Raw genomic sequence first — 21,402 nt, 5'->3', positions numbered from 1 at the left:
CAAATTGATTTCCGAGGAAATCTTGCTTTGCTAATGCAAAACAAATTTTGATATTCATCAACGAGTGCCCACACAGATTGATAGGTTTAAATTGTTAAAGAGCTCTAGCATTTGCGATTAACATCTCACTTGCTAGGGGTGCGTACTATACTCGCACCGAATTGAGAGTCAAGCGTTGTTTTCAACTTCTTTTCTCTCTACCGATTTCGCTGTGTGACTCTCGTCTCACTCCGTGTCGGTGAGGCGGCATTATAGAGAGATTGCTTAGGAGCACAAGGGCTTTTCGAAATAAAAATGAAATAAACTTTTCGTTCGCTTAAAACACCATCAAATCGGCATTTTTCGAATAAAAACTAAACATTTGAAACATATCACAGCAATATATTGGAAAAATGGAAACCATGAACGTAAGATTCATGTGTCTATTTTGTTAATGGTAGATGCGTCTATTTCATTTATTAATGTGTAGTATTCAAATATGAACTCAAAAAAACCGATGTTATTAATTGTCGCACTCGCTGTGCTTGGCGGCATTGTTTTCTCTCAGGTAGAAATATCTCCTGCTATTACCTTTATTATTGGTGTCTTGGTATCCGCTTTTGTTGTAAACCTTTCAAGTAACCAGTCACAAACTGAATCAGAGCCGAAGGCATCAACTAAAACGCTTTATGTGGGTAATTTACCTTATAAAGCAAATGAGTCTCACGTTCGTGAGCTATTCTCGGAACACGGCGAAGTGTTTGCAGTACGTTTAATGAAAGATAAACGCACTGGTAAAAGAAGAGGGTTTGGTTTTGTTGTTATGGCGAGTGATGACGTGCAAGCGGCTATTGCTGAACTTAACGATAAAGATTACATGCAACGCTCTCTAAAAGTGCGCATTGCAAACGACCCTAAACATCCAGAATCGGATGAAGCTGGGTTGGTGTAAAACCTAACTGATTCAAAGTAACGTTTAGTGCACTTTCTTCCATAGGGAGTGCACTACAAAATACCTCCCTCGTGCCAACCTTCTTAATATTCACTTTTTCATCCAGCAAACTGCTCACTCGATCAGCTATTGCTTTCCCTGAATCTATCATCACGACATCTTGACCAAGGACGGCTTGTATCTCGTCTTTTAAAAGTGGGAAATGGGTACACCCTAGGACAGCCACATCAATTTGATTCATCAGTGGGGAAAGGATTTCTGCAAGCTCTTCTAAATTAACCTCACGACCTCTTAGCTTATTTTCTGCCATATCCACCAACCGTGTTGAACCAAGCAGCTTTACATCTCTGTCATTTGAAAAGTTTTTTATCAAGTCATGGGTATATTCACGCGTTATCGTTGCGGGCGTCGCGATCAATCCAACCGCCTTACGTGATATTAATGAAGCAGGTTTAATTGCAGGGACTACCCCCACAATAGGAATGGAATGAGATTGACGTAGAGTTGGTAAAACAATCGTACTCGCGGTATTGCAGGCAATGATCACCAGATCAATATGATGAGCTTGAGTAAAGTCATCGATAATACAAGAAACTCTGCGTATTAATGTAGCAGGCTCTAACTCACCATATGGATAAGCTTCATTATCGAATACATAGATATAGTTTAAGTTGGGTAGCAGCGAACTGACTTCGTTATAAACAGAAAGCCCACCGACTCCAGAGTCAAAGACCAATACATTCTTTTGTCGCTGTTCCAACACGGTTCTTACCTATCTATATTATTCCTGACAATAATACTCGCTTGTAGGATTTTCGCCAATATCACTCTACTAATATCATTCTGAGTAAAGAATTGCCTCATAACGCTGATGTGTAAATCTCTCTCCCTTTTCTATTTCTGTCTTATTAATTTCCAGATAGCCGTTAAAGCACGGAGCATGAGTAACTAAAGTATGGAATTCACCATCTTCGCCGCATGGGTCAACGTCTTCGGGAAACGCCTCTAGCAACTCTTTTGTATAAAGCTTTCCGCAAAATTCGGAGTTAAGTGCATTACCATCGACTGTTACCAGCCAGGTTTGAATGCCTAGATTAATTATTTCATCAGCAAGATCACTGCTGCTTTGCCCCATCAGAGGAAAAACACACTCCCAGCCCGCAGGTTCTATATAACTTCTTCGATAGTCAGCAATACCATTACAAAACATATCACCGAAAGCGACGGCATCTATTTCTAAGTTCGACTGTTTTAGTGCCTTGATAATTGTAGATTGATAAATCTCATTAGCTGGGAAGACTTCGGGCAGTTCGATTAAAATCAGCGGTAATCCAATCAGTTTGGCTTGCATTTCAACAACAGATAATGGAGTCACCTGGAACGGCACTTCATCACCAACATAAGTGGTATACAACCCAACGACTTCATAACTTGGATCGTTAAGTAGCCTTTCAAGTGTGAGTGTTGAATCTTTACCTGATGACCAGCTTATGACGACTTTCTTTCTCATTAATATACCCAATAAGAAAAAACCGCCCGGAGGCGGTTTAGATAACTTTAAAATACGTATGTGACATTCATGTAGTAAGCGCGTTCTGCCGCTGGGTAGCCCAGTGCTGTCTCATACTCTTCATCAAGAAGGTTATCGACACGAACGCTAAGCGTTGTTTGCTCATTTGCGTAATAACTTACCGCAGTATCAATTAATGAATATGAAGGCAACGTGATATCTGAATAAGGCCAAGTGCCATAGTTCACATCAGGGCGCTTACCTACATACTGGTAGCTAACCGACCAATCAATATCATCAAAGGCGACAAGAGCGTTCCATTTATAAAGCTCTTTAGCACGACGTTGTAGTTGCTTACCATCATCGCCTTCCGCATCTTTATAATCAGCACTTAATTGGTGCTGTACAATGCCCGTATCAAATTCAGCTACAAGTTCAACACCTTGAATGTGTGTTTCACCATCTACGTTCAGATATTTATAAGTCGTTGGGTGATAATCGATAAGATTAGTGATCTTGTAATCATAACCCGTAAGTGACCAATATACATTTTGGATGATACCGCTGAAGCTAAGCTCAATAGCATCTGATTCCTCAGGCTTTAAGTCACTCGTACCGTAGGTAGGGTCATATTGCTGATAAAGGTTTGGCGCTTTAAAAGCTGTTCCATATGATGCTTTCACACCGAGTTCAGGTATGAATTGGTAGCCAGCCCCTAAGTTATAAGTCGCTTCAGAGCCAAACTCCTCGTTATCATCAAGTCGTGCACTTACTTCTGCAGTAGCAGCATCAACAGTAATCGAAGATAGACCAAAAACAGCTAAGTTTGAGCGATCGAAAGTTTTATTCGCAGTCTTATCAACATAAGACTCATCACGCCAATCTACACCACCAGCAAATACAACCGAGTTATTAAGTTGGTAGCTATTTGTCCATTGCACATTATTCTGTTCTAGCTCATCTTGAGAACCTGATGTTTTGCTAGAACCGTGCTTATAATTCCAAGAATCTTGCTTTTGTGCGGTCGCTTGAAGCTCTGAATTCCAGTTATCACCTTTATAGGTACCACCAAGTGTTACTGAAAAGTCATCTTTCTCAGATTCCATGTAACTACGTGAAGTGCCGAATGTACTATCGTATTGATAGATATTTTCGTAAGCCCTTAGGTTACCAAACAGAGAAACTCTCTCACCCACTTTATGTGTATACCCAATTAAACCATTCAGTGTTTCAAAACCATGGCGATCGCCATCATTCACGCCGGGTGCAGGTTTAACATTGTAGCCTTCATCACTTTCTTGGCTAATCGCGAGGTTCAGTTGACCGTTTTCAGATGTCGAAATACCTGATGCTAGGCTCAATTCTTGATAATCAAGACTTCCTAAACCAGCACTTAGTGTGGTCGATTCTTCTGTCGCTCTAGCAAGAGTAATAATATTGATTACGCCACCAATCGCCTCAGAACCATATAAAGACGCTCGAGCACCTCGAACGTATTCAATACGCTGAACATAGCTTAGGGGAATTTGGTTGAAATCTACCGCGCCTTTCGCTGCACGGGCAAAACGTACACCATCGACCAATACTAAAACTTGATCAGAGCTTGTGCCTCGCACAAAAATAGAAGCAAGTTGCCCACGACCACCATTTTGAGTGATCTGAATGCCGGTTAAGCGTCTCAGAACATCAGGAATTGTTTTCGCTTGGGTGCGTTGAAAGTCTTCACGAGTAACAACTTCGACATCAGCTAAAGTTTTATGTGCTTGCTGCTCAAAACGGTTAGCAGTAACGACCATCGTTTCGTCAGCAGATGCTTCTTGGGCGTGTAAATTGGAGATAGGTGAAAGTAGCGATGCAACAGCAACCGCTAAAAGAGATTTGTTCATGTTGTGATCCTAAGTCGCGTAAATTCCTACCAAACCACATTGTATGGCTTAGCTACTGGCAGGTATTCGGACTTAAGAGCACAACCGACTAGTTTTCTAACTAATGGTTACCTAACATTCGACTTCCCGCGCAATACTATGCGCAGTGTCTTTGAATACTCGTTCTCTTTTACCGCTGCGCGTCAGTTCTGGATTTCCACCAGATTCCCTCTTCAGCCATCTATACATCCAAATGGCACCAGCTTGCGGGGATAATATTGTTCTGTAGATACTTTGTCTAGTTAAAGATTGGTATAAGCTATAGTTTTTAGAATATGTTTTAAGCAGATTACACGACAGCACTGGACAACGGCTAGGGATTGAATAAAATCTGCGCTCTTGATTTGAATGCACCAAAGCAAAAGGCATAAACATGGCGACTCTAGACGTAAACCCGCAAAGCTACCAAGAACAACTGGCAGAAAAGACCGAGCGTCTTACCGATATGTTCGCACAATACAATGTGCCTGAGTTAGAAGTGTACGAATCTCCAGAGCAACACTATCGCATGCGTGCAGAATTCCGCGTATGGCATGAAGGTGACGATATGTACTACGTCATGTTCAATCAAGAGACTAAAGAAAAATACCGTGTCGATCAGTTCCCTGCTGCTAGCCGTCTTATCAACGACTTAATGCCTCTACTAACAGATGCAATGAAAGAGAACCACTCTCTACGCCACAAGCTCTTCCAAGTTGATTTCCTATCTACGCTAAGTGGTGAGATTTTGGTGTCGCTGCTTTACCACCGTCAATTGGGTGAGCAGTGGATTAAAGATGCTAAAGCACTAAAGCAGCAATTGAACGATGAAGGTTTTAACCTAAACCTTATTGGTCGTGCTCGTAAGATGAAAATCGTATTGGACCACGACTACGTAATTGAAAAGCTAGACGTAAACGGTGACAGCTATATTTACCAGCAAGTAGAGAACAGCTTTACACAACCAAACGGCAAAGTAGCTGAAAAGATGCTGGAGTGGGCTGTCGACTGTACTCAAGATAGCAAAGGTGACTTGCTAGAACTTTACTGTGGTAACGGTAACTTCTCACTTGCACTGGCGAAAAACTTTGAACGAGTCTTGGCAACAGAATTAGCAAAGCCATCAGTAGAGTCTGCGCAATACAACATTGCTGCTAACAAGATTGATAATGTTCAGATCATTCGTATGTCAGCAGAAGACTTCACGATTGCAATGGAAGGTAAGCGTGAGTTCCGCCGTTTACAGCAAGCGAATGTTGATCTTAAGAGCTACAACTGCAACACCATCTTTGTTGATCCGCCACGTTCAGGTATGGATGAAGATACTTGTAAGATGGTTCAAGGCTATGAGCGCATTATGTATATCTCTTGTAACCCTGAAACATTGAAAGAGAACTTAGACATTTTAAGCCAAACACACGATGTCACTCGTTTTGCATTGTTTGACCAATTTCCATATACCCACCATATGGAAGCCGGTGTCTTTTTAGAACGTAAAGCTTAGGGTTTCAAATACTCGTTCAAGCAACTCTAAAGTTTTTGATTATCTAAACTTTTGGCTTTCTAAAATGAGCAGAAACAAAAAAACGAGCCAAATGGCTCGTTTTTTATTATCTATCGAAAATCGAACTTAAAACATTAAGCCGTTTTAGACATGTAACCTAGCTTCTTGCCTACCCATGCTAATAGCAGCATTGCGACAATAATTGCGAAGAAGTTCGATCCTGCGTCTGGATGCTGCGCTTTTACAAAAGCAGAATGACCAAATGCACCTACAAAGAAACAGGCTAAACCTAATAGTGGAATTTCTTCTGATACTGGGTTAGCTAAATATTCTTGATACAACGCTTGTACTGACAGAACAAGAGCAATAAGTGGGAAAATAGAGAAAGTCACTTCACTCATCGTTACCCAAGACAACAATGCATCACCACAAACACCTGCGACAAGAGCAAGTACAAGTGCTTTTTTTTCTGAACCACGGTTCACTGTATTATTTTCATTCGACATTATTCAATCCCGCCTTTTAATCGGTTACGTTCACGTTCTTTGCGATACCAATAAGCCCCTTTGGCCATCATTCGCAGCTGCATGATCAACCGCTCAGCTAATTCATCTCGCTGACGTCGATCTAAATCTAAAGCTTCTGCCCCTGAGTTAAAAACTAAAGTGACTGAAGCCGCCGCTTGGGTATGAGCTTCATCTCTCGTCATTCCAGTTGTAATAAGGTATTCCGTTAACTCAGCAGAGAAGTGCTGTATCTCACGAACAACTGCTGTTCTGAACTCAAACGATGTTCCAGAGCGCTCGCGTAGTAATAATCTAAATACGTTCGGGCTGCTTTCTATGAATTCCATAAAAGTTTCAACCGAGGTACGAATCACACTGCCTTCTTTTACGATTCGCTGCCTTGCTTGTCGCATTAATTGACGAAGTAATAAGCCGCCTTCGTCAACCATAGTTAAGCCTAGCTCATCCATATCTTTGAAATGACGATAAAAAGAGGTCGGCGCAATTCCAGCTTCTCTTGCTACTTCGCGTAGGCTTAAATTCGAAAAACTACGATCAGCACTCAATTGGCTAAACGCGGCATCAATTAAACTTCGGCGTGTTTTTTCTTTTTGCTGTGCGCGGATTCCCATAGGTTTCATACTTAATTTATATCTTCTGTCTACAGCCTAAAAAGGTGTGTTTAATTCTTAAGTCAATATAACGCGAAACTCGCGGTTATATAAGACATTCAATCCACCTCTTTGTTCACGTATCGAAGTTAATACGTTCGAAGCATTAATTTCAATCTTTGCGCTGTCAATTGTAGACATACAGCATACCAAATCAGACTTTTCTTGAATTCTGCGTGATCCCATCCACTCTATAGTGCGCTTTTCATGTATCAAACAATAGAATCAGTTAAAATCTCGCTACAGCAATGTTAATCAAATATAACAAGGAAGATATCTATGCCACATTCCAACCACTTTGATGTGATCGTAATTGGTAGTGGTCCCGGAGGAGAAGGGGCAGCGATGGGATTAACCAAAGCCGGATTGAATGTCGCTATTATTGAAAAAGAAAGCAGTGTAGGTGGTGGTTGTACTCACTGGGGTACTATTCCGTCTAAGGCTCTCCGACATGCCGTTAGCCGTATTATCGAATTTAATAGTAACCCACTCTTCTGCGACAACAATTCCACCATTCATTCCACTTTTTCGAATATCTTAGGTCACGCTAAATCCGTCATCGACAAACAAACTCGTTTACGCCAAGGCTTTTATGACCGTAACCAATGCACACTAGTCTTTGGCACTGCTCACTTTATTGATTCACATACCGTTTCTGTCATGCAAAGTGACGGCACTGAAGAACATTACAGTGCCGATAAGTTTGTTATCGCAACAGGTTCACGCCCTTATCAACCAGATAACGTTGATTTCCTGCATGACCGTATCTACGACAGCGACTCAATCTTGTCTCTTAAGCACGACCCGCAGCACATCATCATTTATGGTGCTGGTGTTATCGGTTGTGAATACGCTTCAATTTTCCGCGGTTTAGGCGTGAAGACGGATCTTATCAATACTCGCGACCGTCTTTTATCTTTCTTAGATAACGAAACTTCTGATGCATTGTCTTATCACTTTTGGAACAGTGGTGTCGTGATCCGCAACGATGAGACATTTGAGAAGATTGAAGGTACGGATGATGGCGTGATCATCCACTTAGAATCAGGCAAAAAAATGCGTGCCGACTGCTTGCTGTACGCCAATGGTCGAACGGGTAATACTGATAAACTCAACCTCGGAGCCGTTGGACTAGAAGCTGACTCCCGTGGGCAAGTAGCAATTAACAGCAATTATCAAACTTCTGTCGATCATGTCTATGCGGTAGGTGACGTGATTGGTTACCCAAGCTTAGCCAGCGCAGCTTATGATCAAGGTCGATTTGTTGCACAAGCGATTGTGAAAGGAAAAGCGGACAGACACTTAATTGAAGATATCCCAACCGGCATTTACACCATTCCTGAAATCAGTTCGGTTGGTAAAACTGAGCAAGAACTGACAGCTGCAAAAGTCCCTTACGAAGTTGGGCGTTCGTCATTTAAGCATCTCGCAAGAGCGCAAATTGCAGGTAAAGACATTGGCAGTTTGAAGATTCTATTCCACCGTGAGACTAAAGAGATTCTAGGTATTCACGTATTTGGCGAAAGAGCCGCTGAGATTATTCATATCGGACAAGCCATCATGGAACAAAAAGGGGAAGCCAATACCATTGAGTATTTCGTGAATACCACGTTTAACTACCCAACAATGGCAGAAGCATATCGCGTGGCGGCTCTGAACGGTTTAAATCGCCTCTTCTAACGCTCAATCATCTAACCTATACAAAAACAGCAAGCTAAATATGGCTTGCTGTTTTGTTTATGAATGATGGTAAGGCGGTCAAAGGAAGTCGAGTTCAGGCAAGAAATTCCCCTCTTTTCCATTGTCGGATAAACAGCACACCTAAACCAACCCCACGCATCCCCATAAAACTCAGCATCGCAAACCACAGAGCATGATTTTCAGCACCACTTGCCAAGTAAAACATCACAAAGAATGAGCAAGTTGCTACGAACATGCTATTGCGCATGTCTTTTCCTTTAGTCGCCCCTACAAAAATACCATCGAGCAAGAAGCACCACATAGACACTAACGGCATCGCAACCAGCCACGGTAGATAGATGGATGCTTCGGCTTTTACTTCTGGAATTGTGGTGATCATATTGATCAAGTTAGATCCCATAACACCAAATACTAAGGTCAGTAAAATGCACGTAATGAGGCTCCAAAAGAAAGTTCCAACCAATGATTGCTTGAGTTCATGCTTACTCTTAGCTCCCATGGCTTTTCCGACCATCGCTTCCATTGCGTAGGCAAAGCCATCCATTCCATAAGAGATCATCATTAAAAAGCTCATGAGCACCGCGTTGGCAGCAACCACTTCATCGCCAAAGCTGGCACCTTGGAAAGTCATAAAGGTAAAAGTGGCTTGCAGGCACAAAGAACGAAGAAATATGTCTCGGTTAAGTTTTACAAAGCGCCCTAGCCCATAGGTCGTTTGTTCTAGTAATGAAGATAAAGAAGGTAACTGCTTTTTAACCCAAATACGCCACACGCAGATTAATCCAAAAAGAAGTCCTGTGTAATCAGCAAGTACCGAAGCAAGAGCAGCACCTTCCACTTGCCAACCAAAACCAATAACGAATAACACATCAAATATAATATTCGTTAGGTTAGTAATAATGACCATCCACATCGGTGCTTTCGCATTTTGTGTCCCAAGCAACCAACCTAAGATAACAAAATTCACTAATGAAGCTGGGGCGCTCCACGCTCTAATAGAAAAGTACTGCTGCCCGTAATGTTTAACTTCGTCACTTGCTTGGCTAAATGAAAATATTGCATCAGACACGACACCGTGTAGCAGTAAAAATACGCCAGCAAAGCCTAAAGCCATCATTACGCCTTGTACAAAGACAAGCCCTAACTGCTTTGTATCATTCGCCCCAAAGGATTGTGCAGCTAACCCTGTTGTCGACATCCTCAGAAAGCCAAGCAACCAAAAGGTCACACTGATCATCGTACCGCCCAGAGCAACGCCACCTAAATACCAGGCATGCTCTAAGTGACCAATCACAGCGGCATCCACCAGCCCAAGCAAAGGCACTGTGATATTGGATAAAACCATAGGAATAGCAAGCAACAGCACCTTTTTGTGCATTGCTTGATCTAATAAGATTTGATGAATGGATTGGAATTGAGAACTTAATGACTTCACGAGCACCTCTTTTAACGAGGTGATAGTCTAACCTAGCCCTATTTCATGAACTACTTTTTAAGTCGCAGGATATTTGGCGTTCATAATGACATTAAACTTAGTCGACTAATCTACTAATCTACTAATCTACTAAGCTATTAAGGGAGATTACCACTTCACTTGAATGAGCTGAGGCGTTAAGCGCGTTTTAAATTGAGAGAGCTTGCATAACCATCGTTGCCATAATTTCCAACGACTGCATTGTTGATCAAGCGGAGAATACGACTTAACCGACTGAGCCCAAGGCAACCAGTTTAAGATGCTGTCGGCAGGTGACGATAAACCATGAGCATACTGACCTGCCCCAAGCTTTTGACCTAATGTCGTCGAGCTTTTGTCTCCAGCAAGAACTAAGCACGCTTCCGCATGAACAAAGTGACGCCCTAAATTCTGTATAAAGTGTGCCGTTTGCTTATCATTACAATCAAGCAATGCATGCTCACATACGATCATAACAGGTGACTGCTCAGGAATATTAAGGTGGTCGAGCCAACTAATATCTTCCACTGAACCGCATTCTAGTTGATAGCGTTCATTTTTATGGAACAAACGTTGTCGCCATACTAAATTCTCAGTGACATCCAGCTCAACCCAATGACAACGTCCATTATCAATTCGATAAAAGCGAGTATCGAGCCCAGCACCAACATTAATGATCCACGCATCAGGGTGTTGGGAAATAAAATGACGAACTTGGTAATCACAGAGTTGAGTTAATGTGGCGTGAAGAAGTTGTTGTTGATCGACATCGCCCGATAAACATTCAGGGGCAAGTTTGCAACGGGTACAAGCTTGAGCAGCAATTGGATCATAAACGAGCCCATTATCCACTAAGCTTTCACGGCTACGAAACCAAAGAGGTTGTACCAAGCTAGCAGGAATTTGAAATTCTTGCTTAGACGGTTTCTTTGCTGTTAGCAGGGGTAAGTCGGGTTTCGTTGGGCGGGGCATCATCATCTTCCTTATGTCACCATAGAGAAGATGATAATGAATATCAATTACAACATCAAGCTATTGAGAATGAATATCAGTATCACAATTGATGATTGCTAATAAATAGCAGCTTGAAGCTTATAACGATTACATCCAATCAGTATTACGGATAATACCAACGGCTAGCCCTTCAATCGCTAAGTGCTGCGACTCAAGGTCAACTTGAATGGGTGAAAACTCTTCGTTTTCAGCATGCAGTAACACTGTTGATCCTTTACGTTCTAAGCGTTTAACCGTTACGTCATCATCAACGCGCGCAACCACAACTTGACCATCGCGAACATCTTGTGTCTTATGCACAGCAAGTAAATCGCCATCCATAATACCGATGTCTTTCATACTCTCGCCATTTACACGAAGTAAGAAATCGGCTTGAGGCTTAAACATACCAGGGTCAACTTGGTAGTGCATTTCAACATGCTCTTGCGCAAGAATTGGCTCACCAGCGGCAACCTGACCAATCAAAGGTAACCCTTGATCATCATTAGCTGGATCTTCAAGTAAAATACGAATACCGCGAGAAGCTCCCGGGATAATCTCAATGGCTTCTTTACGAGCAAGCGCTTTTAAATGTTCTTCTGCTGCATTAGCAGAACGGAAGCCAAGTTCACGAGCAATCTCTGCACGCGTTGGTGGCATACCGCTGTCTTCAATTTTACTCTTAATAAGATTGAATACTTCTTGTTGGCGGGGCGTTAACGGCTTCATGAGTCACCTGTCTTTTTATACAGTTAACTGTGAGTATATCCAGTGAGTGCGTAAAAGCAAAGCAATTGGTTGTTTTTAATTCATTTTAAGTAATTCTTAACCAACTTAAAGAAAATACCGCACGAAACCTCATGAAAAGATTCACAAAATAATACTCACACCTCTAATCTCTATAAATATAAGCACCTGCTTGTTTGAATTACCCTTGTAACCCACTCATGAATCCCCGCCTATAATCAATCAGGCAATGAATGATTTTGACTAAACTTAACGCCAACATGACTAATTCCAGTAAAAGGTTCGACCAGTTTCTGGTATTCTTGCTCCGCTTAAAATTTGCGCCTAGGCCTATCTCCATTTCACCTTTGGTTTTTACCTTCTACAGTTTGAAATAGAGATGCGCTTAAGCATAGCTACATAACTATTGTTCCCTAACTTTTGAGGCAGAGAACCTTTATGTCTTCTGGACAATCTTTTTCACGTTCATTAATGAAACTTCCTTTATCGGTATTAGTAAAAGGAACCTCTATTCCTTCTAACCCGATTGAAGAGCTGAACATTGATGTAAATAAACCGATTGTGTATGCCTTACCTTTCCGTTCAAGTGTCGACATACTTACTCTACAAAAACACGCACTTGAATTAGGCTTACCTGACCCACTTAGCCCATTAGAGCTAAATGGTAAAACACTGCAACGCTATGTGTTTATCTCATCACGCCCAACACTGCTTAAAAATGATGAGTATGTACCTACTTCGTCTATTGAACTGTTTAGTGAATTACTAAAGCAGCACGGTGAAGATACAGAGCTGGATATTCAAGTGATCCCCGCAACCGTACTTTGGGGTAGAAAACCGGGTAAAGAGAACAAACAAAAGCCGTATTTACAGGCAATGAATGGTCCTGAAAAAGCAAAAGCAGTCCTACTAGCGGGTAGAGATTGTTTGGTTCGTTTCAGCCCAGTGGTTTCACTGCGTTATATGGCAGATTCTCACGGAACGGATACATCAATTGCGCACAAACTCGCGCGTGTCGCTCGTATTCACTTTTCTCGTCAAAAACTGGCGGCTTCAGGTCCAAACCTTCCTAGCCGCCAAGCGTTGTTTGATCGCCTTCTAAAATCAGAAGCCATCAAAAAAGCCATTGAAGACGAAGCAAAAGCAAAGAACATCTCAATTGAGAAAGCGAATAAAGAAGCGCAAGACATCATGGATGAAATTGCAGCTGATTTTTCTTATTCGCTGATCAAACGTGGTGAAAAGCTTCTGGGTTGGCTTTGGAATAAGCTGTACCAAGGCTTGCACATAAACAATGCATCGACAGTTCGTAAGCTTGCTCAAGATGGTCATGAAATTGTGTATGTACCGTGTCACCGCAGCCACATGGACTACTTACTGCTTTCATACGTCTTATATCACGAAGGTATGGTTCCTCCTCATATTGCAGCAGGCATTAATCTTAACTTCTTCCCGGCAGGACCAATTTTCCGTCGTGGTGGCGCTTTCTTTATTCGCCGTAGCTTTAAAGGAAATAAACTTTATTCAACCATTTTCCGCGAATATTTAGCGGAGCTATTCACTAAAGGTTATTCAGTTGAATACTTCAGTGAAGGTGGTCGTTCCCGTACAGGTCGTTTACTTCAAGCCAAAACAGGCATGCTAGCCATGACCATTCAGGCAATGCTACGAGGGTTAGATCGCCCAGTAACATTAGTGCCTGTCTACATTGGTTATGAGCACGTAATGGAAGTAAGTACTTACGCAAAAGAATTACGTGGTAAACGCAAAGAGAAAGAGAATGCGAGCCTAGTAATTCGCACCATTCGTAAGCTAAGAAACTTTGGGCAAGGCTATGTTAACTTTGGTGAGCCAATTCCGCTGAACCAATACTTAAATGAACATGCTCCAGAGTGGACTCAAGACATCGACCCAATGGGTGCAAACAAACCACAATGGATGACACCTGTTGTGAATGACCTTGCAACTAAAATGATGACACACATTAATGATGCTGCAGCGACAAACGCACTGACATTATGTGCGACCGCTTTGCTTGCTTCTCGCCAGCGCGCATTGTCTCGTGACTCTCTTGTGTCACAAATTGAATGTTATCTATCGATCCTGAAAAATGTACCTTACTCATCGACTTACACTATCCCTACAGATAGCGCAGAAGATTTGGTAAAACACGCGGAGTCGTTAGATAAGTTCTTAATTGAATCGGACTCTATGGGCGATATTATTTCTTTAGACCGTCACCAATCCATTTTGATGACTTACTACCGCAATAACATCATCCACTTATTTGCTCTGCCTTCTTTGATTGCGCAGATGCTCATTCGCCAGCGTAGTTTGTCTATCGATACTATCCAGAAGAATATCGCAACTCTGTATCCATTCTTGAAGAAAGAGCTGTTCTTAAGTTATGACGAAAACAAACTGGATTGCGTTGTAGCGGACATTATCGCCGAGCTTGCTCAGCAAGGGATGATTGTTGTTGAAGAAAACGAAATCACGATCAACCAATCCAATAGCCAACCTTTGATGCTATTAGGTCGCACAATTTCGGAAACTTTGCAGCGTTACTCAATTGCGCTTAACTTGCTGGTTCAAACTCCTGAGTTAGACAAAGCTGAATTGGAACAAAAGAGCCAAGACATTGCACAACGCCTTGGTCGCCTTCATGGTATCAACGCTCCAGAGTTCTTTGATAAAGGTGTATTTGCTGCAATGTTTACGACATTAAAGCAACAGCAATACCTAGATGAAGATGGTAACTGTGACTTAGAGAAAACTAAGCCGTTCGCTTACCTACTCTACTCAATGCTTTACCCTGAAGTTCGTTTAACGATTCAAGAAAGTATTCACCAAGCTGAAATAGCCAGTGAGCATGAATAGTTTTAGGTAAACCATAAAGACAAAAAAGGCATCCATTGGATGCCTTTTCTCTTGCTGATATTATTAAGTCACTTCAAATAACGTGTTTCAAGCTTAATCTAACCTGTTACCTGAGCCTGTTTAACTACCAGAATGCCACCAGCAAGCCTACCGTTATCGCCATGCCTACATAGTTATTATTTAAGAATGCCTGAAAGCATAAATCTCTATCACGATGGCGCATCAAATGTTGCTGATAAACAAACAGGCTACCAACTACCAATAAGCTCCAGTAAAAGCTATCACCTAACTGGTAATGCATACCTAAAGCAATCAACATCGCTAGAGTGATTAACTGAAGCAAACCTATGGTTAACTTATCAAAACGCCCGAATAAAATAGCCGTAGATTTGATGCCAATCTTTAAATCATCATCCCTATCTACCATTGCATACTGTGTGTCATAAGCGATCGTCCACAGAGCGTTAATCGCAAAGATAAACCAAACGATATTAGGCAGTTCATTAGTTTGAGCTGCCCAAGCCATTGGTATTGCCCAACTAAAAGCAAGCCCAAGAAACAGTTGAGGAAGATGGGTAAAGCGCTTCATGAATGGGTAAATAAATGCCAGCCCGATTCCTGCAAAAGAAAGCTTCACCGTTAGTGGATTCATTGTTAGCACAAGTAAAAATGAAACCACGGCTAAGATAATAAATAACCCAATGGCTTCTTTACTCGTGACTACGCCTGATGGCAAAGGTCGGTTTTTAGTTCGCTTAACGTGACCATCTACTTTACGATCAGCAAAGTCATTGATAACACACCCAGCCGAGCGCATTAAAAACACGCCTAAGATAAACACAATCAGTACATTTATGCTTGGCATGCCTTCCGCGGCGATAACCAATGCCCATAAGGTTGGCCATAGCAATAATAACGTTCCAATTGGGCGATCCATTCGCGTTAATTGCCAATACGCTTTCGCTTTGGTGGCAAGCATTTACACATTCTCCTTGGCATAAATTGGTGATTCAGGTAAGAAAAGTTCAGCGACAAGCATAGGCTTATGATTCATCCATAAGCGAGAACGGCGAGCTAATAAACGAACACCGTCCATTTCCACCCAACCGACTTGCAACGCATCTCTTTTAACATTTTCAGCGCTAAATACCGTTAGCCCTAAAGGGATATTGCCCTGCTGGGAAAGGTCATAGCTTTGATCTTCAAGGGTGATACGTGGAATTAACGTTCGCCCGATCACCCACTCAGCATCATCACCTTGTAAAATCACCTTACGTAGCAAACAATCTGAAGAGGAAAGCAGATTTTCTTCATCTTCTTTCAAAAGTGAACTTTCAATAACTTGGTTGTGTAAAAGCTCAACTGACAGGTGTTGGCAATGCTTCTCTAGTAAACGAGAAAGCGACCCTTGCTCCATAAGCCACCGCTTTGCAGTTTTGCTTGGAAAAGCGAATGTTTCGGTATTTTGCCAATCGACATTCATTAACAAATTCAGATAGAGCGGTATTGACTGATTCATACTAGTATTCAATAAGTGGCTTTACGCGTACAATAAACCTGCAACTAATGACCACAATTAACCATTAGCTATGTTATAAACGTATTTAGATTTAGACCGTTCATTGTAACAAGACAAACGCGTTTCGAATATCGCGATTAAACTAAAGAAAAGTCAGAAATATGCACAAACGTTATGTAACCCAAATAATTCTCGCGATTAGCCTACTTTTTTCGGTACCAAGCTTTGCAGAAGAAGAAAATGCAACGCCTCAACTTGCATACTTTACGCTTGAGCCGGATCTAACGACTAATTTCCACACAAAAGGTAAGAAGCTTGGCTACATTCAAGTTCGTATCGATATCATGGTCGCAAATAGTATCGACCTTGAATCAATTGAATTGCATCAGCCTTTGATCAGAGATGCTGTGATTGAACTTCTTGGTAAACAGAGTGAAGACACCATCAAGTCTCTTTCTGGTCGTGAAGACTTAAGAAAAAATTTAGTCGATCATTTGAACAAAATTTTACTGCCAGAAACTGGCAAAACAGTAATTGCAGATTTACTGTTTACTAAATATTTGTATCAATAAATTACATTCATTAAAAAAGCGGCTATCAAGCCGCTTTTTTATTATTGTTTTTTGATTATAGCTTTATCGCCAAAATAGATTGCAGAGTAACTTCAGCCATCAAACGCCGACAATGAAAACCAAAATTGGTCATACATTACCTATCGATGCATAGCCTATCTATAATAACTATGTACGATTTTGAGAGCTCTTAGCTGCATCTAGCCAACCAAGAGCAATGCCCGAAAGCAAACCCGCTAAATGAGCCGTATTCGCTATCGCCATAAATGGTTGAACATAGCCCAATGCTAACCAGATAAGCATAAAGCCAACAACTTGCTTTTGAATACCTAAGCCTAATTGTGGTGCTCTAACACTCAATAACCATAAGTAACCAACCAGAGCATAAACAACCCCAGACAAGCCACCAAAGTTAGCCCCTTCTATCCAATACTGACCTGCGCCAGATAAAGCTGAAGATACAACAAAGATTTGCAGAAGTTTCAAACCACCAAGTCTCTTCTCGATGTCTCCACCTAACTGCCACCACCACAAAATATTAAAAGCGATGTGCATAGCAGAGAAATGGAGTACAGCATGGCTGAGCCAGCGCCATAACTGCCACTGCTGCCCTTCAACGGCAGGGAAATGCAAAGCAGAAAAAATTTCGTTTCCAAAACCTACCTGTTGTAATGCAAAAATGACAATACACACAACCATTAAGCTCAAGGTTACAGGTCCTGCTTTCGCTTTAATCATGCTGATAAAGCTAGGGGTACGGTAATGCAGGTTATTCTTACGAGTTTCCGCCATATTCCAAGATGCAGCTTGATAACGAGCATGAGTGGGTTCAGCTAAGAAACGTTGTAGTTCTGATTCAGCTTCAATTTGATATTGATTGTCTGTTAGCCATAGAGCGAACTTCCCCTCTCCATCTGGAGCCAATTGGATTGGGATGCGGCGAGAGTCCATATAATCAATAAATGCTTGAGCAAGTCTTGGGTTATCTATTGCTATTAATCGAATCATATTTCCTCTCGCTTGCGGCTTTCTAGCCAGTAATCACGGGTAATTCAGATCGATGCCATGCTTCAAAGCCACCATCGACACTGTATACCTCTTCAAAACCTTGATTCACTAAATATTGAGCGGCACCTTGGCTACTGATCCCGTGATAGCACATCACTAAAACCGGTTGTTCAAACTCTACCTCATCCATGAACGAGACCATAGTATCGTTCGTTAAATGATATGCCGTTTCCGGATGAGCAACAGCAAAAGATTGTGGGTCTCTAATATCCACTAGCCTTGCTTCTTTTTGCTGAATCAAAGCTTGCGCACCTTGAACATCGATATGCTTAAATTGGTCCATTACCTTCTCTTTTATGGCTATTTTTATTTGCTGCCATTGTAACCTATCCCAAGACGAACAATCACATCCAGTTATTAAGGTTATCCACCAATGATCACTTTTCCATCATTTGTGGATAAAACTGTGGATTGCGTGAATAAAGTGTCTTTTCAAAAATAGATCCACTAGATGTAGTAATGATCCTGATCTAACTGTGTGTGAATGGAAACATATCCCCACTAGGGAAATCGCTCTGTAGCCTTATAACACCCTGCTTTTCGACAAGTGATAAATAAACTTCTCACAGAGTTATCCACATTTTCATTGAAGTAATATCGATCACTTCTGTTACTTTTGCGATCCAAATAAAAAAGCCGAGATCTCTCGATCTCGGCTTTATATAAACTTGCATGCATCAAATGCATATCATGCGAAAGGACTAAAAGTCACCTACCGCCAATTTAAGCTTCTTCATCGCATTTTTTTCTAGCTGACGAACACGCTCTGCTGAAATACCGTAAGTATCCGCAAGATCTTGAAGGGTTGATTTCTCATCATCCAACCAACGAGAACGCACAATATGCTGACTTCTCTCATCTAAGCTTGCTAACGCTAAACCTAAACGGTTGTTCGTATGTGATTCCCAGTTCGCAGCTTCGACTGTATCCGCTACATCAGACGCTTTATCTTCTAAGTAGTAAACAGGAGCGGTATACGCTGAACTTGAGTCATCATCATCCATTGGAGCTTCGAATGTGGCATCTTGCGCAGCAAGGCGAGATTCCATCTCTCGAACTTCAGAAGGCTCAACACCTAATTCGCGAGCGACCGTTTCCACTTCGCCATTATTGAACCAACCTAAACGCTTTTTAGACTTACGTAGGTTGAAGAACAATTTACGCTGAGCTTTTGTCGTTGCGATCTTAACGATACGCCAATTACGCAATACATACTCGTGAATTTCAGCTTTGATCCAGTGAACCGCGAAGGAGACTAATCGAACACCAACTTCTGGATTAAAGCGTTTAACCGCCTTCATCAAGCCGATATTACCCTCTTGAACGAGGTCTGCCATTGGTAACCCGTAACCAGAGTAACCTCTCGCTACGTGCACAACGAATCTCAAGTGAGAAAGGATCAAGCCTTTCGCAGCATCAATCTCACCTTTGTAATGTAGTCTTTCTGCAAGTTCACGTTCCTCTTCAGGTTTCAGCATTGGGTAGCTGTTCGCTGAACGGATATAGCTGTCTAAACTATCTTGTGTAACTAGAGACATTTGATACGCGTTTGCCATTCGGTTCCTCATCAATCGCTGATCTGGAGTATTTTTGCTATTAAACCCGCTAATCTTGAACCTAAAATGAACAGGATTCAAGGAGGGGGAAGTTATTATGCATAATCATTTCGTCTATACAAGGCAATTACTGGGTAATACTTGCCTATTTTTTGTCTAAATATGACCGCATTCAACTAAACTGGTTCAATTTCTTTTAGGTGTCGCTGCGCTGAAAGCCGAGCTGCAACACTGCCTAACAAGGTACCTACTATTAATAGCAAAAGAGATTCATCCCAGCTTAGTCCAATCAATCTGAAGTGGCTATCGTATAACTGAGCCAGTTCGTCCACCGCACCATTCAGTAGTATCGTAATTAATGCTGTCATTACCCATGCCGTCACGGCGCCTAATACACCAAACCACATACCTGAATAAAGGTAAGGGCGCAGAATAAAGCTGTCCGTTGCGCCAATTAACTTCATGGTTTGAATTTCTTCTTTTCGTGCCAAAACATTAAAGCGCAGCGTATTACCAATAATTAAGAATACCGCTCCAAGCATCAGTAATGTCAGGGTGATCACGATAACAGCAGCTAACGCTTTAATAGCATCAAGCCTTGCTAACCAATCTTCATCTAATCGAACATCCGTAATAGAAGGTTGTTGCTTAACTTTGCTCGATATACTTTTTGTTGCTGAATTATCTTCAACACTTGGTGTAATAACTAAAACACCAGGCAGAGAATAATCATCCAACAATGATAATGCGTCATCAAAACCGGAATACTGGCTTAACTCTTCTAAGCCCTGTTGCGGTGAAATATATTCAACTAGCGCAACCTGATCCCAACTTTCAATTTCATCTTTCAGCACCATCACTCTTGGTTCTGGTGTGCCTTCTTCTATGTAAGCACTTATTTGTGACGGGCTTGCGACATCTTTTGCGACTTCGCTGATATTTTTTCCCAATAAGTACAAGCAAGCAGGCATAGCCAACGCCATAGAGATAACTGCGAGCGTTAAAATGTTACCAATTGGTCTTTGCCATAATTCAGAAAAAGAGGATTTTGCTTGTTTTAAATGAATTCTAAAAAAGCCATCACTGGCAGGTCGATTATTGGCTCTACTCGCTTTCGGCGCCGGCTTTTTGAGACGTTTGTTACCTGCCATAATCTTCAACCTCACTCAAAAAACCTTGGTTCAGTTCAAGATGGCGATATTGAGGGCGAGTATTCACTAACCCCACATCATGTGTTGCTAAAAGAATAGTAACGCCTGCACGGTTAAACTCTTCAAAAAGTCGTAATACTCGGTTGGAAAGCTCTGGATCTAAGTTGCCGGTAGGCTCATCGGCTAGAAGTAACGTTGGACGGTTTACTACAGCTCGTGCAATACCGACTCGTTGCTGCTCACCACCAGAAAGCTGGCTTGGTAAACAACGGGCTTTATCCAATAGATCCGTTTTATCAAGTGCGGCATTAACTCTACGTTTTATCTCATTTTCTGAAATCGATTCAATACGCATTGGCAGTGCGACATTGTCAAAAATAGAGCGGTCCATAAGTAGTCGGTGATCTTGAAAAACGATACCGATATTACGGCGTAAAAACGGAATATCTTTAGAGGGGATACGAGTGATATCGTGATCGTTAAAACGAATTTTCCCATCAGTTGGACGTTCAATCGCACAGATCAATTTCAACAAGGTACTTTTACCCGCCCCTGAGTGACCACCTAAAAAAGCCATTTCACCACGTCGAAGGTGAAAATCCACTTTTTGTAATGCTTGGCGCCCGCCTCGGTAGGCTTTACTCACTTGCTGAAATTTGATCACCGAACATTCCTCTTACGATCACTACTATCAAATTTAAATCGTAGTACTTTAACGTTTAAAACACTTTACTAC

The 21,402-nt window shown here is 41.7% G+C and carries 20 protein-coding genes and 1 riboswitch; of the genes, 5 read left to right on the top strand and 15 right to left on the bottom strand.

Annotated features, from left to right (window positions below; translation table 11 throughout):
* Positions 1–478: 478 nt before the first annotated feature.
* Positions 479–931, top strand: a complete 453-nt coding sequence (locus F0226_RS07000) for an RNA-binding protein (protein WP_137375511.1) — start codon at positions 479–481, stop codon at positions 929–931.
* Here the strand turns inward: F0226_RS07000 and murI are convergent.
* From murI to btuB, 3 genes are all read right to left on the bottom strand, one after another.
* On the bottom strand, positions 894–1,694 hold the full coding sequence (gene murI / locus F0226_RS06995; protein ID WP_171734976.1) for a glutamate racemase: 801 nt from the start codon (positions 1,692–1,694) through the stop codon (positions 894–896). The genes F0226_RS07000 and murI overlap by 38 nt on opposite strands.
* Before the next feature lie 75 nt (positions 1,695–1,769).
* Positions 1,770–2,441: an ATPase gene (locus tag F0226_RS06990; protein ID WP_171734975.1), complete on the bottom strand. Its 672-nt coding sequence runs from the start codon at positions 2,439–2,441 to the stop codon at positions 1,770–1,772.
* A gap of 47 nt (positions 2,442–2,488) precedes the next feature.
* Positions 2,489–4,327, bottom strand: a complete 1,839-nt coding sequence (gene btuB / locus F0226_RS06985; RefSeq protein WP_171734974.1) for a TonB-dependent vitamin B12 receptor — start codon at positions 4,325–4,327, stop codon at positions 2,489–2,491.
* Between the two features lie 39 nt (positions 4,328–4,366).
* A riboswitch (cobalamin riboswitch) is annotated at positions 4,367–4,585 on the bottom strand.
* 154 nt (positions 4,586–4,739) lie between these two features.
* Here btuB and trmA point away from each other — a divergent pair.
* Positions 4,740–5,849, top strand: coding sequence for a tRNA (uridine(54)-C5)-methyltransferase TrmA (gene trmA, locus F0226_RS06980; RefSeq protein ID WP_171734973.1), 1,110 nt, complete (start codon positions 4,740–4,742; stop codon positions 5,847–5,849).
* A gap of 134 nt (positions 5,850–5,983) precedes the next feature.
* Here the strand turns inward: trmA and F0226_RS06975 are convergent, their stop codons facing one another.
* Positions 5,984–6,355, bottom strand: a complete 372-nt coding sequence (locus F0226_RS06975; protein WP_171734972.1) for a YijD family membrane protein — start codon at positions 6,353–6,355, stop codon at positions 5,984–5,986.
* Complete coding sequence (gene fabR, locus F0226_RS06970; protein WP_137375505.1) at positions 6,355–6,996, bottom strand: HTH-type transcriptional repressor FabR; 642 nt, start codon at positions 6,994–6,996, stop codon at positions 6,355–6,357. Before fabR ends, F0226_RS06975 begins: the two co-directional genes overlap by 1 nt.
* Before the next feature lie 309 nt (positions 6,997–7,305).
* On the opposite strand from fabR, the gene sthA reads away from it, so the two are divergent.
* Entirely contained in the window at positions 7,306–8,706 is a 1,401-nt protein-coding gene (sthA, locus tag F0226_RS06965) for a Si-specific NAD(P)(+) transhydrogenase (protein WP_171734971.1), read from the top strand.
* A gap of 94 nt (positions 8,707–8,800) precedes the next feature.
* On the opposite strand, the gene dinF is transcribed toward sthA, so the two are convergent.
* The 3 genes from dinF to lexA all read right to left on the bottom strand — a co-directional run bounded on the left by dinF (position 8,801) and on the right by lexA (position 11,902).
* The gene (dinF, locus tag F0226_RS06960) at positions 8,801–10,105 is read right to left on the bottom strand and encodes an MATE family efflux transporter DinF (protein WP_171734978.1); all 1,305 of its coding nucleotides are present in this window, start codon (positions 10,103–10,105) and stop codon (positions 8,801–8,803) included.
* Between the two features lie 204 nt (positions 10,106–10,309).
* Entirely contained in the window at positions 10,310–11,152 is an 843-nt protein-coding gene (locus F0226_RS06955) for a class I SAM-dependent methyltransferase (protein ID WP_171734970.1), read from the bottom strand.
* A 129-nt stretch (positions 11,153–11,281) separates the two neighbouring features.
* Positions 11,282–11,902: a transcriptional repressor LexA gene (lexA, locus tag F0226_RS06950; RefSeq protein WP_171734969.1), complete on the bottom strand. Its 621-nt coding sequence runs from the start codon at positions 11,900–11,902 to the stop codon at positions 11,282–11,284.
* Positions 11,903–12,358: 456 nt separating this feature from the next.
* Between lexA and plsB the strand changes: the two genes are divergently transcribed.
* A complete protein-coding gene (gene plsB, locus F0226_RS06945; RefSeq protein WP_171734968.1) occupies positions 12,359–14,800 on the top strand; it encodes a glycerol-3-phosphate 1-O-acyltransferase PlsB in 2,442 nt (813 codons plus the stop codon).
* Between the two features lie 124 nt (positions 14,801–14,924).
* Here the strand turns inward: plsB and ubiA are convergent, their stop codons facing one another.
* Both ubiA and F0226_RS06935 read right to left on the bottom strand, forming a co-directional pair.
* A complete protein-coding gene (gene ubiA / locus F0226_RS06940) occupies positions 14,925–15,779 on the bottom strand; it encodes a 4-hydroxybenzoate octaprenyltransferase (protein ID WP_171734967.1) in 855 nt (284 codons plus the stop codon).
* Positions 15,780–16,319: a chorismate lyase gene (locus F0226_RS06935; protein ID WP_171734966.1), complete on the bottom strand. Its 540-nt coding sequence runs from the start codon at positions 16,317–16,319 to the stop codon at positions 15,780–15,782. It abuts the gene before it with no gap.
* A 161-nt stretch (positions 16,320–16,480) separates the two neighbouring features.
* Between F0226_RS06935 and F0226_RS06930 the strand changes: the two genes are divergently transcribed.
* On the top strand, positions 16,481–16,891 hold the full coding sequence (locus tag F0226_RS06930) for a flagellar basal body-associated protein FliL (protein WP_171734965.1): 411 nt from the start codon (positions 16,481–16,483) through the stop codon (positions 16,889–16,891).
* 168 nt (positions 16,892–17,059) lie between these two features.
* Here F0226_RS06930 and glpG read toward each other — a convergent pair whose 3' ends face one another.
* The 5 genes from glpG to ftsE form a co-directional block, all read right to left on the bottom strand.
* Complete coding sequence (gene glpG / locus F0226_RS06925; protein ID WP_171734964.1) at positions 17,060–17,899, bottom strand: rhomboid family intramembrane serine protease GlpG; 840 nt, start codon at positions 17,897–17,899, stop codon at positions 17,060–17,062.
* Between the two features lie 22 nt (positions 17,900–17,921).
* On the bottom strand, positions 17,922–18,242 hold the full coding sequence (glpE, locus tag F0226_RS06920) for a thiosulfate sulfurtransferase GlpE (RefSeq protein ID WP_171734963.1): 321 nt from the start codon (positions 18,240–18,242) through the stop codon (positions 17,922–17,924).
* A gap of 418 nt (positions 18,243–18,660) precedes the next feature.
* Complete coding sequence (gene rpoH, locus F0226_RS06915) at positions 18,661–19,515, bottom strand: RNA polymerase sigma factor RpoH (protein ID WP_171734962.1); 855 nt, start codon at positions 19,513–19,515, stop codon at positions 18,661–18,663.
* Positions 19,516–19,691: 176 nt separating this feature from the next.
* Positions 19,692–20,666 (bottom strand): permease-like cell division protein FtsX, encoded by a 975-nt coding sequence (ftsX, locus tag F0226_RS06910; RefSeq protein WP_171734961.1) that lies wholly within the window; start codon positions 20,664–20,666, stop codon positions 19,692–19,694.
* Entirely contained in the window at positions 20,656–21,330 is a 675-nt protein-coding gene (gene ftsE / locus F0226_RS06905; RefSeq protein ID WP_171734960.1) for a cell division ATP-binding protein FtsE, read from the bottom strand. The genes ftsX and ftsE overlap by 11 nt, the downstream gene beginning before the upstream one ends.
* Between the last annotated feature and the right edge of the window lie 72 nt (positions 21,331–21,402).

The organism is Vibrio sp. 99-70-13A1 (genome assembly GCF_013114625.1).
In the GTDB taxonomy this organism is placed as follows: Bacteria; Pseudomonadota; Gammaproteobacteria; order Enterobacterales; family Vibrionaceae; genus Vibrio.
The sequence above is the reverse complement of the archived record's forward strand: the minus strand, read 5'-3'. Positions and strand labels throughout refer to the sequence as shown.

Bases quoted from the DNA above. Each gene is read 5' to 3' on its own strand.
- F0226_RS06935 (WP_171734966.1), bottom strand. From the start codon at position 16,319: ATGAATCAGTCAATACCGCTCTATCTGAATTTGTTAATGAATGTCGAT.
- F0226_RS06930 (WP_171734965.1), top strand. From the start codon at position 16,481: ATGCACAAACGTTATGTAACCCAAATAATTCTCGCGATTAGCCTACTT.
- F0226_RS06975 (WP_171734972.1), bottom strand. From the start codon at position 6,355: ATGTCGAATGAAAATAATACAGTGAACCGTGGTTCAGAAAAAAAAGCA.
- trmA (WP_171734973.1), top strand. From the start codon at position 4,740: ATGGCGACTCTAGACGTAAACCCGCAAAGCTACCAAGAACAACTGGCA.
- F0226_RS07000 (WP_137375511.1), top strand. From the start codon at position 479: ATGAACTCAAAAAAACCGATGTTATTAATTGTCGCACTCGCTGTGCTT.
- fabR (WP_137375505.1), bottom strand. From the start codon at position 6,996: ATGAAACCTATGGGAATCCGCGCACAGCAAAAAGAAAAAACACGCCGA.
- dinF (WP_171734978.1), bottom strand. From the start codon at position 10,105: ATGCACAAAAAGGTGCTGTTGCTTGCTATTCCTATGGTTTTATCCAAT.
- F0226_RS06990 (WP_171734975.1), bottom strand. From the start codon at position 2,441: ATGAGAAAGAAAGTCGTCATAAGCTGGTCATCAGGTAAAGATTCAACA.
- ubiA (WP_171734967.1), bottom strand. From the start codon at position 15,779: ATGCTTGCCACCAAAGCGAAAGCGTATTGGCAATTAACGCGAATGGAT.
- ftsX (WP_171734961.1), bottom strand. From the start codon at position 20,666: ATGGCAGGTAACAAACGTCTCAAAAAGCCGGCGCCGAAAGCGAGTAGA.
- sthA (WP_171734971.1), top strand. From the start codon at position 7,306: ATGCCACATTCCAACCACTTTGATGTGATCGTAATTGGTAGTGGTCCC.
- F0226_RS06955 (WP_171734970.1), bottom strand. From the start codon at position 11,152: ATGCCCCGCCCAACGAAACCCGACTTACCCCTGCTAACAGCAAAGAAA.
- lexA (WP_171734969.1), bottom strand. From the start codon at position 11,902: ATGAAGCCGTTAACGCCCCGCCAACAAGAAGTATTCAATCTTATTAAG.
- glpE (WP_171734963.1), bottom strand. From the start codon at position 18,242: ATGGACCAATTTAAGCATATCGATGTTCAAGGTGCGCAAGCTTTGATT.
- rpoH (WP_171734962.1), bottom strand. From the start codon at position 19,515: ATGGCAAACGCGTATCAAATGTCTCTAGTTACACAAGATAGTTTAGAC.
- plsB (WP_171734968.1), top strand. From the start codon at position 12,359: ATGTCTTCTGGACAATCTTTTTCACGTTCATTAATGAAACTTCCTTTA.
- glpG (WP_171734964.1), bottom strand. From the start codon at position 17,899: ATGATTCGATTAATAGCAATAGATAACCCAAGACTTGCTCAAGCATTT.
- btuB (WP_171734974.1), bottom strand. From the start codon at position 4,327: ATGAACAAATCTCTTTTAGCGGTTGCTGTTGCATCGCTACTTTCACCT.